The 11,776-nt window shown below is 66.8% G+C and carries 7 protein-coding genes and 1 pseudogene; 1 reads left to right on the forward strand and 7 read right to left on the reverse strand.

The genetic code is table 11. The annotated features are described in order from the left end of the window. Nucleotides 1-349: 349 nt before the first annotated feature. Nucleotides 350-1,198, forward strand: coding sequence for a hypothetical protein (locus BKH32_RS01860; protein ID WP_075248371.1), 849 nt, complete (start codon nucleotides 350-352; stop codon nucleotides 1,196-1,198). Nucleotides 1,199-1,342: 144 nt separating this feature from the next. Here the strand turns inward: BKH32_RS01860 and BKH32_RS01865 are convergent, their stop codons facing one another. From BKH32_RS01865 to BKH32_RS01895, 7 genes and pseudogenes are all read right to left on the reverse strand, one after another. Then, complete coding sequence (locus tag BKH32_RS01865) at nucleotides 1,343-2,167, reverse strand: fumarylacetoacetate hydrolase family protein (protein ID WP_075248372.1); 825 nt, start codon at nucleotides 2,165-2,167, stop codon at nucleotides 1,343-1,345. A 25-nt stretch (nucleotides 2,168-2,192) separates the two neighbouring features. Beyond that, complete coding sequence (locus BKH32_RS01870) at nucleotides 2,193-3,797, reverse strand: alanine/glycine:cation symporter family protein (RefSeq protein WP_075248373.1); 1,605 nt, start codon at nucleotides 3,795-3,797, stop codon at nucleotides 2,193-2,195. Nucleotides 3,798-4,038: 241 nt separating this feature from the next. Continuing rightward, nucleotides 4,039-5,509: pseudogene (locus BKH32_RS01875) on the reverse strand (alanine/glycine:cation symporter family protein). 5 nt (nucleotides 5,510-5,514) lie between these two features. Next, nucleotides 5,515-6,969 carry an alanine/glycine:cation symporter family protein gene (locus BKH32_RS01880; protein WP_075248374.1) on the reverse strand — a complete coding sequence of 485 codons (1,455 nt, stop codon included), beginning with the start codon at nucleotides 6,967-6,969 and terminating at the stop codon, nucleotides 5,515-5,517. Next, nucleotides 6,966-8,510, reverse strand: a complete 1,545-nt coding sequence (locus BKH32_RS01885) for an alanine/glycine:cation symporter family protein (protein ID WP_075248375.1) — start codon at nucleotides 8,508-8,510, stop codon at nucleotides 6,966-6,968. The genes BKH32_RS01880 and BKH32_RS01885 overlap by 4 nt, the downstream gene beginning before the upstream one ends. A 123-nt stretch (nucleotides 8,511-8,633) precedes the next feature. Further along, complete coding sequence (locus BKH32_RS01890; protein WP_075248376.1) at nucleotides 8,634-9,803, reverse strand: hypothetical protein; 1,170 nt, start codon at nucleotides 9,801-9,803, stop codon at nucleotides 8,634-8,636. Nucleotides 9,804-9,922: 119 nt separating this feature from the next. Then, a complete protein-coding gene (locus BKH32_RS01895) occupies nucleotides 9,923-11,710 on the reverse strand; it encodes an oleate hydratase (RefSeq protein WP_075248377.1) in 1,788 nt (595 codons plus the stop codon). Nucleotides 11,711-11,776: the final 66 nt, after the last annotated feature.

An 11,776-nucleotide genomic window follows, 5' to 3' on the forward strand; every position in this document is an offset into this window, starting at 1 on the left:
GGGCAGAAACGCACGCGCACAGACGATGAGCCCTGCCCCGGAACGCCGGAGGCGGCTGCGGGCTCGGGGCGGACAGCGGATGAGTGATCACTGAGTTCAGGCATGATAGGTCCAGGATAGTCCCCTCAGGCGCCGCTCAGGGAACAGGGTGGGTAACCCCCTGAAGGGGGTTCCCCACCATTCCGAGAGATGGGGATCTCACCCCATCGCACTGCGCATACAGACGAATTAACGTGCCACCCATGAGAACATGATGTCGCCGCCAGGAAGTCCTCGCGGCTTCCACCAGAGGTGCTGACATCCCCAGCCTGTTCGGGAAGACCCCGACTCATCGTTCCTTGGAGGCCTCATGTCCCCGTCCCTGCATCCCTTGGCGCGTTCCGCCAACCACCGCCGATCGGCTCTCAGACTCCCTCTTGTCGCTGGGCTCAGCCTCGCTCTGGCCGTCCCGGCTCTCGCTGCGTGCCAGGACGAGTCCGGCCCCGCGCACCCCAGCGCCTCCAGCAGTGCGTCATCATCCGCTGAAAAGTCGGGCAAGAGCACGGAGCCGTCGGGAAAGCCCTCCAAGGGAGGTAAGAACAGTAACGTCGAGTACGTTCCTTCGTGGGAGTTCCCGCAGTCCCACTCCGGTTGGAAGGTAACCGTCTACGACACCGACGGCAAGAACAGAATGGAAAAGTCGAACGGATGCGTGTTCTCCGCGACGCAGAACCTGTACGAATCAAGCGGGGAAGGCGATCGCGCCGAGTCGGACTATCAGGCAGAAGCCTTTATCACCGCCTATCAGAAGCCGGACTTCACGAACGTCTCCTTCGAACCCACCAAGGACGATTCCACCCTGGTCAAGGACACCGATGGTCACGGCATCGAGACCAGACGGCTGGATTTCACATACACCGGTACGGAAGACCACAAGGACTACAAGGTCACCAGGGTCATCCGTGTATTCAGCACGGTGGGCACACCCGTTATGCTCCAGGCGGCGTACGCCTGCCCTGTTGACGCCTACTCCTCCAGCGAGATGGAGACGCTGTTCAAGGCCACGCCGATCAGTAACCCCGGCCCAGCCGACATGGATGAGGCCGGGCCCGACAACGGATCTGGCAAGGACTCCAAGAGTAACAACAAGGAGAAGAGCGATTCAGGCGACAAGAAGAGCGACGAGAAGGGCTCGGGAAGCTCTCCCAAGGACACCTGATCGGGCCCGCGGCTCCCCTTGAGCCGATGAGCAACACCGGTACTCACCGGGTATGGGTGGGGTTCTCGGGGCATGCCACGAGAACCCCACCCGTCGTCGTCTTCGGGGCGAGGACTCCAGCTCCTCGGCACCAGTCACATTGCCTCAGCGACGGACCACCGGGTTGGAGAAGAAGCCGATGCCCTCGACCTCGACCTCGACGCGCTGACCGGCGCGGATCTCGCCGACTCCCGCCGGCGTTCCAGTGAGAATGACGTCGCCGGGCAGGAGGGTAAAGATCGTCGATACGTAGGAGGCCAGCTCGGGAATCGTGCGGATCATGTCCGTGGTCCGTCCCTCCTGGACGAGGCGGCCGTCGACCCGGGCGCGCACCATCGCGTCGCTGGGTGAGAAGAGCGGCTCGCGGCCGGGCTCGGGAACCTCGATCCACGGCCCCAGAGGGCAGGAGGTGTCGAAGGCCTTGGCCCGCACCCACTGCGGCTCGGCGCGCTGGCGGTCTCGGGCCGAGACGTCGTTGGCGACCGTGTAGCCCAGGATGACGTCGTCGGCGTGGTCCACGGGAACGTCCTTGGCGAGGGTCTTGATGACGACGGCGAGCTCGGCCTCGTAGTGAACCTCCCCGCTCCAGGAGGGCAGGACGATGGGAGCATCCGGTCCGATGACGGAGGTGTTGGGCTTGAGGAAGACCACCGGGTCGCGCGGCGGCTCGCTCTCCCCCATCTCAGCGATGTGGCCCGCATAGTTCTTCCCGATCCCCACGACCTTGGAGCGCGGGATGACCGGTGACAGGAGCCGGACCTCACGCAGCTCGACGACCTCCCCGGTGGCCTCGGGCAGCGAGTAGAGGGGGTCCCCTTTGAGGACCAGGAGGTGCCCCTCGGACTCACCCGAGGCGGTCTGCTCCTCAGGCAGGCCCTGGACGATGCCGTAGCGGGGCTCGTCACCGATGGAGAAGCGCGCGATCTTCATGGGCCTCAGCCTAGCGCTGTCGGGCTCAGCTGCCCGAGGCCTCCTCGAGCGCGGCGCGACGCTCCGTGATGGCGGCGTGGGCAGCGCCGTCGACGGCCCAGATGTCTCCGGGGAGCGTGCCGGGCAGGTAGGGGTTGTCGGTGGCGATGAAACGGATCTCGTCCTTCTCACCGGCCTCGACGGCGCGGCGCTGGGCCTCCCAGTCGCGCAGGGCTCCGAAGGCCCAGCCTCCCAGGGCGAGGATGGAGACCATGTTGATGACAGTCATCGCCCCCATGACGAGGTCGGAGAGGCTCCACACGAAGGTGAGGGTGGACAGGGAGCCGACGGCGGTGGCCACGATGATCATGGCTCGCAGGGCGTAGTGCTTGTGCTGCTTGCCCTGGAGGTAGTCCATGTTGACCTGCGCGTAGGTGTAGTTGCCCAGGAGCGAGGAGTAGGCGAAGACGAAGATGATGACGGCCATGAGGTACTGCGCCCAGTCACCGAGGACGTTGGTGACCGATGCCGAGGTCAGGGTATTGGCGGCCTTCTCAGCCGCGTTGGCGGCCTCTTCGGAAACATTGGGGCCTGCCGGAGTGTATTCCCCGGAGAGCAGGACGATGAGGGCGGTGACCGTGCAGACCACGATTGTGTCGACGAAGACGCCCAGGGACTGCACGAATCCTTGCTGCGCGGGGTGGGGGACGGTGGCGGTGGCCGCAATATTGGGGACCGATCCCTCACCGGCCTCGTTGGAGAACAGGCCTCGGCGGGTGCCGTTGAGAAGTGCGGCGGTGAATCCCCCGGTAGTCCCCGCGAAGGCCTGGTTGGCCCCGAAGGCGCCCTCAAAGATGGAGAGGATCGCACCCGGGATCGCACTGATGTTCAGCACCAGGATGGTCACGGCGATGAGGGCGTAGACCACCGTCATGATCGGCACGAGCCACTCCGAGACGGCAGCCACCGACTTGATGCCCTTGAAGATGATCGGCGTGGTGATGACGACCAGAGCAACGGCGGTCATCCACGGCTCGACGTGGAAGGTGCTCTCCATCGTGGCGGCGATCGTGTTGGCCTGGGTGGCCTCGTAGGCGAAGCCGAAGACGAAGGTGATGACGACGGCGAAGACGCGGGCAGCGGGCTTGGACCCCAGGCCGCGCTGGATGTAGTAGGCGGGGCCGCCACGGAAGGTGCCGTCGGGGTGGGTCACCTTGTAGAGCTGGGCGAGGGTGGCCTCGATGAATCCGGTGGCCATGCCCACCAGCGCCACGATCCACATCCAGAACACGGCGCCGGGGCCGCCCATGGTGATGGCGATGGCCACACCCACGATGTTGCCGGTGCCCACGCGGGAGGCCAGCCCGACGGCGAAGGCCTGGAAGGAGGAGATCCCGCCCTCCTTGCTGTCACGGGAGGAGGTGATGGCCCGCACCATGTAGGGGAAGAGCCGCAGCTGCACGAATCCGGTCCGCACAGTGAAGTACATGCCGCCCATCACGAGCAGCCAGGCGAGCAGGTAGAGGAACAGGTAGCCGGCGGCATCGTCGAGGATCTTCGCTCCATCGTCGAAGAAGCGCTCCAAGGAGGCGGTCCAGCTGTTGTCTGCGCTGGATGCCGCACTGTTCAGGGAAGCCAGAACCGGTTGCACGTGAGAACCTCCGTAGGGGTGGGACGACGGCGCGGGCGAGGTGGGCGATAGGCGCGCGAACAGCACGGACATGATCCAGACCGAAACACACGCCCGTCCCATATCCGTCCCTCCTTCGGGAGGGGCGGGCACCGTATTCGCGAAGGCTACGGATACAGTGTTTCGATTCGGTGACAGCCCTGTGGCATTGCTGCCGCACGTGCACGAGGCGGAGTGGGGAGCCGATCGTGGGAGCGCTGTTCTACCGGTCGCTCGAACCCTCCCACGCACCTTCGGACAGGGGTGCCGGAAGGTAATCGGAGTCCCCGCGGAAGACCGGCTGGCCGTCCTCCGAGGTCGACGAGCCCCGCCTCCCAGTCCCTCAGCGCGCCGACCACCCATCGACTCAGGAGCACCAGCGCCACGAGGTTGATGATGGCACCGAGCCCCAGGAGCACGTCCGCCAGAGTCCACACGGTGGTCAGCTGCTGCACGCTGCCCACGCCGGCGCAGACGACGGCGCTGATCTGGAGCGCGCGCGAGACCTCGGGACGGTCGGTGAGGTAGTCGAGGCAGACCTGGGCGTAGGAGAAGGCCCCGATGATGGTGGTGTAGGCCAGGACGACGACGAGCAGCGCCATGGGCCAGCGGCTCCACTCCCCCACGAGGTGGGCGATGGCGTCCTGGGTCAGGGTTCCCGCACTCTCCTTGGCGCTCACCCCGGGCTGGAGGATGTTCGCACCGGCGACCAGGATCGCCAGCGCCGTCGCCGTGCAGACGAACAGGGTGTCCACCACGACCCCGAAGGCCTGGATGAATCCCTGCTGCACGGGGTGGCTCACGGTGGCCGATCCCGCGGCGCAGGCGGCCCCTCCCAGTCCCGCCTCATTGGAGAACAGGCCGCGGCGCACCCCGTTGAGCAGCGCGGCGGTCACCCCGCCGGCCAGGCCGCCCAGCCCCTGGCGCAGGCCGACGGCCCCCTCGATGATGGAGCTCAGCGCCTCCACCGTCTGGGCGGGGTGGGTCACGAGGATGGCCAGCACCAGCACGAGGTAGGCCAGCGCCATGAACGGGGCCAGGTACTCCGCCACCCGGGCCATGGCGCGCAGGCCCCCCAGGAGGACCGGTGCGGTCAGGGCCACGACGAGGGCGGCACCCAGGCTCGGCGAGAGCCCCCCGGCCCCCTGGAGGGATGCGGTGATGGCGTTGGCCTGCACCATGGGCATGACCAGGCCGTTGGCGATGAGGAAGACGACGGCGAACACCCCGCCCAGGATCGGCAGCCTCAGTCCTCGCGAGATGTAGTAGGCGGGGCCGCCGCGGAAGGTGCCGTCAGGGCGACGCACCTTGAACAGCTGGGCGAGCGTGGCCTCGCTGAAGGCGGTGGCGGTTCCCAGGATCGCCACGAGCCACATCCACAGCACGGCTCCGGGCCCGCCCATGATGAGTGCCAGCGCGACCCCGACGATATTGCCGGTCCCCACCCGGCAGGCCAGCCCGACGGCGAAGGCCTGGAAGGAGGTGATGCCGCCGTGGCTGCCGTCGCGTGAGCCGACCACCGAGGCGGCGATCGCGTCGGCGTGCCGCAGCTGGACGCCCCGGGTCCTGACGGTGAAGAAGATTCCCGCGCCGATGAGGAGCCACATGAGGCCCCAGGAGTAGAGCATGTCGGAGACGGAGGCCAGGACGGCGTCGACCTGCCCCATCCAGGAGATGCGCCCCAGAGGTGACATGATGATCAGCCCCGCTTCGCCACGTCGTCGGGCTCCCAGATGCCGGGGACCACGTCTCCGGGTAGGAGGGAGTTGCCGTGGCCCACGAAGGCGGGCTCGGTGATGCCCCGAGCGCGCTGGGACTCGAAGTCCCGCAGGGCTCCGATGACCCAGGGGGCCAAACGGACGATGACGACGAGGTTGAGCACGCCCAGGAGCCCCAGGGCGATGTCGGACAGGGCCCAGACGACGGGCAGGGTCAGGACGGTGCCGCCGAAGGCCGCGGCGGTCAGGACGATCCCGAAGATCTGCTCGGCCCGGCGCTCTCCGCCCAGGAAGTTGACGTTGACCTGCGCGTAGGAGTAGCAGCCCAGCACCGTGGAGAAGACCAGGACGAAGATGAGCACCACCATGGGCCAGGTGGTCCAGGCACCCAGGTGCTCGGCAACGGCCTGCTGGGTGAGGATCGCTCCGACCAGGGAGCCGTCGCCGGGACGGTAGGCCTCAGTGGTCAGCAGGATGAGCAGGCCGGTGGCCGTGCACACGAGGATCGTGTCGACGAAGACGCCGAAGGACTGGATGAGGCCCTGTCGCACGGGGTGGGCGACGGTCGCCGTGCCGGCGGCATTGGGGACGGTTCCGAGCCCGGCCTCGTTGGAGAACAGCCCGCGGCGCACGCCGTTGAGCAGCGCCGCGAGGATTCCTCCGGCGGTGCCGAACAGGGCCTGGTTGAGGCCGAAGGCCCCTTCAAGGACGCTCCCCAAGACCTCGGGGAGCCTGCCGATGTTGAGGATGATGACCACCACGGCCATGAGCACGTAGGCCAGCGCCATGATGGGGGCCAGCCACTCCGCGACGCGGGCCACGAGCCGGACCCCGCCCAGAACCACGGGAGCGGTCAGCAGGACGAGGAAGACCCCGACCATCCAGCCCGAGACGCTGGGGACGGTGGCGGTGATGACCTGGGCCAGCGAGTTCGTCTGCACCATCACCACCGTCACACCGACCGAGACGATGCAGATGGCGGCGAAGATCTTGCCCCACAGGGCCGATCCCAGACCGTTCTTGATGTAGTAGGCCGGTCCCCCGCGGAAGGTGAAGTCCCGGCCGCGCTCCTTGAAGATCTGGGCGAGCGTGGACTCCACGAAGCTGGTGGCCATGCCGATGAGGGCGACGGCCCACATCCAGAACAGGGCCCCGGGACCGCCGGCCACAATGGCCAGGGCGACTCCGGCGATGTTCCCGATGCCGACACGTGCGGCCAGTCCCACGGCGAAGGCCTGGAAGGAGGAGATACCGCCCTGCGCACCGGAGCGGGACCCGGACAGCGAGTTGACCATGGTGCCGAAGTGGCGCAGCTGAACCAGACGGCTACGTGCGGTCAGGTAGATGCCGGCCAGGATGAGCAGGGCGGTGAGAAGATAGGTGTAGAAGAAGTCGTCGACGGAGTTGAGCAGGTTCTCGATGCTGGTGAGGTTCATGCGTCGGCTCCTGTCGAGGCGGCGGGCTGGCTGCTGGACGGGGTGGCTGCGGGAACGTCGGCGGCGGTGCTGTCCGCCTCGGTCAGGTGGGTCCTCTCGCAGGTCCAGACGTCACCGGGGAGGTCACCGGGCAGGTAGGGGTTGCCCACGCCGTTGAACAGGGGGGCGACTCGTCCCGCCGAACGCTGGGCGTCCCAGTCCCTGAGCGCGCCCACGCCCCAGCGGGCAAGCAGGATGAGGGCGACCAGGTTGGTCAGGGTCATGACGGCCATGGTGATGTCGACGGTGTTCCACACGACGGTCAGAGAGGCGAGGGCTCCCAGCCCGGTGGAGACCACTGAGACGAGTCGGGGCAGCCAGCGCCACTCGGGCCGCTCGGAGATGAAGGTCATGGAGACCTCGGAGTAGGTGGCCGCGGCGATGATGGAGGAGAAGGCCAGGACGAAGATGACGATGGCCATGGGAACGGCCGTCCAGTCACCGAGGGTGGCGGCGACGGCGTCGGAGGTCAAGGTTCCCGCGGCGTCGGGGGTCAGCGTGCCGGCCTTGACGTGGGCGGGGCTGTAGACCCCGGAGACCAGGATGATGAAGGCGGTCGCGGTGCACACGATGATGGTGTCGACGAACACGCCGAGGGACTGAATGAGCCCTTGCTGGACGGGGTGGGCCACGGTGGCGGTGGCGGCGGCGAAGGGGGCGGTGCCCTGCCCGGCCTCGTTGGAGAACAGGCCGCGACGGGTCCCGTTGGTCAGGGCGGCGATGATTCCCCCGGTCACCCCTCCGGCGAAGGGCGCCGGGCCGAAGGCCGAGGAGATGATCGTGGCCAGCAGCACCGGGAGCTGAGTGATGTGGAGGGCGACGATGACAACGGCCATGACCACGTAGACCAGGGCCATGATGGGCGCCATCCACTCGGTGACGCGGGCGACCCGGCGTACTCCGCCCAGGATGACGAGGGCGGCCAGCCCCACCAGCACCGCGGCGGCGATGCTCGGGGGCAGGTGCAGCGGGGAGTCCGGGCCGATGACGCCGGCGACGGCGTTGGACTGGACCATGATGATGGAGAAGCCGCAGGTGAAGATCGTCAGCCCCGCGAAGGCGACGCCCAGGGGGCGGCTGCGCAGCCCACGCGCCATGTAGTAGGCGGGCCCGCCGCGGAAGGAGCCGTCGGTGTGGCGGACCTTGAACATCTGGGCCAGGGTCGCCTCGAAGAAGGCGGTGGCCATGCCGACCAGGGCGACCACCCACATCCAGAAGATCGCGCCAGGGCCACCCAGGATGAGGGCGGCGGCCACTCCGAAGACGTTACCGATGCCCACGCGGGCGGCCAGGGAGATCGTGAAGGCCTGGAAGGAGGAGATGCCTCCTTGAGCCCCGGAACGCGAGCCGACCACCTGACGGAACATGTCCGGCAGGCGGCGGAGCTGCACGAAGCCGGTGCGGGCGGTCAGCAGGATCCCGGTACCGACAAGCACCCACATGGTGATGTGGAGCGTGATCCAGTCCGAGACCGCCTCGAGCTGAGCGGCGAGGGCATCCATGGGAGATTCAGCCTTTCACGGTGTCGCGACAGGTGGGGACGGCCCGCATGCTCTCATGAATCGCCGCCCGGAACATAGTGCGGTCGTTCCTCAGGACGCGGGCGCGGGCCGACGCCGCACGGATCAGGACGTGGCCTCGGGCGGGTCGGCGGGCGCCCAGAGCTCCTGGTAGTCGAGCACCAGCTGGACGGGCCGGCCGTCCTCGTCCAGCCCCCAGTAGGCCTGGGCGACGCCGGGATGTCGGCCGGAGTAGGTCGAGGCGCCGATGGGCCCCGATCCCGGATCCATGAGGAAGGTCTGTTGCATCTGTCGCCATACTCGGGAGTACTGCCGGTGGGTCATACCGAAGTAGGCATCGGCGTCGGCGATGGTGCCGTTACCCGACCTGGTGTCCAGCTCAGGCCACGAACAGAAGTCCATGGAGCGCGCCGGCTTCGTTCCGACGATCGCGTGCTTCCACTGCACCGGTTCACGGTCCGCGAGGATGACGCGCAACGCGGCCACGCTCCGTTCCCCACCCAGTGTGGTGAGCAGGGCCTGAGCCCGCGCCATTCCGGGATCGATCCTGAGGGCACACAGGCACATCTTTCCGAAGGGGTCTCCGACCGCCAGGTAGCTGCCGTGCGGGAACTGACCGACCTCCTGAATCTCGACCGCTCCGACCTCAGCATTACGACGCGCCTGCTCAATGGCCTTGGTGAGCAGAGGGGCGAAGACCTCCGGGGTGTCCCAGTCGCCGTCTCCCTCCTGCCACTCCATGCCCTCCTCGATGAACTCCTCACTGAGCGCCTCGCAGGCCCAGGAGGCGGAGAACACGGCCGCAGGGTCGGGCATGTCCTCCTTGTGCTGCGCCTCCATCGGCTCCGTCTTGTCGGCGGCGGCCTTCCATGCCTCGAGCACGTCCTTGTCCACCAGTGGGGAGCCCGGCTCCTCGTCGTAGTCGTCAATGGTGTCGATCCGCCAGTCGTCGCCGAGGCGAACCAGCATCATCTCGATAATGGGGCACCCCATGGCGTGCCGGCTTCGAGCCAGCCGTGCCATAGCGCTCGTGCCGTAGACATCGATACGTTCAATCGTGACGGTCTGCGGACTGAAGGCTGCTGGCTCAGAAAAACCGGCGATGTCACCCTTGAGCGATCTCTCCAGCTGATGAGTAGCTCGGAGTTCTGCCGTCTTCGCAAACCACGTGGGGAACGGATCTGCCTCTTTCCACTTGTCGAACAGCGGCTTGACCTCGGCGTGGGCGGCGGCGTAGTCGGCGAGGAAGGCCTCGATGCGGGCACGGGGGTCCATCATTCTCCTACGGCAGACTGGACGGACGGTAAGTGCCCAGCATGCCACAGGCCGACCGCGTCCCCCTTCACAGCGAGCCCTTGACCGCCGTCCTGCCGAGCCGCCCCCGCCCGGCCCGATCAGGGAAGGATGTCTTCGTAGTACGTGCCTCGCAGGAAGCGGTTCAGGACCTTCTCGCCGGGGAGCCTGCCGTCATTCATCGTTTTCGCAGCCGCCAGCAGTGCACGGACGTCGTACTGGGCGGGCCAGATCGGAGGAACGTCTCGGTCGAGGTCGAGCAGCCCGTAGACGGCCATCATCGCCGTGCGCGCCGATCCCTCGGTCGTGAAGACGCAGTCATCGGGCGTCTCAACGAACTGCCCGAGAAGACCGAGGTTGACGCAGCCATCCGGAATCACCTCGGGCCTGTCCCCGCCACGTCGAGGCATGAAGAAGGAGGTGATGTAGGGCATCGTCGCCAGGCGAACCTTGGTGCGCCTTTTGATCTCCTCGAACTGTCCGATCAGGCCGAAGTGGTAGCAGTACTCCTTCAGGACCTCCTCACCGGTGCACTCGATCATCGGCTTGCGCACGCAGTTCCCCAGGGCGTGCGGATAGAGACCGTAGGCCCAGGCCACGCCCCAGTCCTTCGGCTGGGCCCGGAACTGGGGCTGACGATTCATGGTCAGTGACAGGCACCAGCCTGAGTCCTCCGCGGTGATGATGCCTCCGGTGACCGTACGGCCCGACAGGGGATCATTGCCGGTGAGCTCATGGATCTTCTTCAGGAAGGGGTGGTCGGCCCCGATGAAGCTGAAGGAGGCGGATTCCCACACGGTCTTGTGGGGCTCGGAGCAGAACACGTCAGGGCGGCCGAAGACCGCTGACTTCTTCGCGAGGTTGCGCCACAGTGTCCAGGCGCCTCCGGGCTGGTCGGTGAGGAAGGGAGGAACGGTGTCCATATCGCCGTAGCCGGTGGACTCGGTGCACGAGCCGATGGTGGCCAGGACAAGATCCTTCTCGGCGACGTCGATAGATCCCTCCTCCCCGTCAGCTCGATGGAAACGAATACCGGTGACCACCTTGCGCCCGGAGGTGATGATCATCTCCAGGTCGTCGACACAGGTGTCGTACTGGAAGACCACGCCCTTGTCCTTCAGCCAACGGGTCAACGGCAGGATGAAGGACTCGAACTGGTTGTAACGGGAGAAGCGCAGACAGGACAGATCGGAGAACCCGGGGAAGTACTGAAGGAAGCGGTGCATGTACCGCTTCATCTCGGTGAGGGACTCGTACTGCTGGAAGGCGAACATGGTCTTGAACAGCGTGTAGAAGTTCGAGGCGAGGAAATCGGCGTCGAACCAGTCCTCAATGGTCTTGCCGTAGGTCGCCTCCTCCTTGGCCATCAGCAGCTTGATGACTGCGCGCTGGCCCTTCTTGTTCAGCCCCATCTTGTAGGTGTCCCGACGACGCCCGCGGTGGTGGATCACCCGGCAGGGGTCGATGTTGGGGTCGTTCTCGTTAACCGTGCGGAACTCGTCAAGGACGGTGTAGGGCTCGGGCATCTCCAGTGCCGGGATCTCACGCATGATGTCCCAGAAGCACTCGAAGTGCTGGCCCATCTCCCTGCCCCCGCGAGCAATGAAGCCCTTGTCGGTGTCCCCGGCGCCGTCGAATGAGCCGCCGGGGACGGCGAGCTGCTCCAGGACGGTGATGTTGCACCCCGGCATGCGCCCGTCACGGATGAGGAAGGCCGCGGCCAGCAGGGCGCCGATGCCCGAGCCCACGAGGTAGGCCCTGCGATCGGCAATATCGGCCGGCGGCACGGGGTGGTTCTGGGTGTAGAGGCCGAGGTCGTTGTGGACGAACGGGTTCCCGTCCGGTGAGACGGGGTAGGTCCGCTGGTAGGTGGGCACGGTTCGCGTCATGGTCTCCTCCTGGGAGCAGCCGGATGTCACTTGTTGGTATGTCCGTGAACGCCGGCGCGGCGACGG

This window comes from Actinomyces oris (assembly GCF_001929375.1).
Classification (GTDB): domain Bacteria; phylum Actinomycetota; class Actinomycetes; order Actinomycetales; family Actinomycetaceae; genus Actinomyces; species Actinomyces oris_B.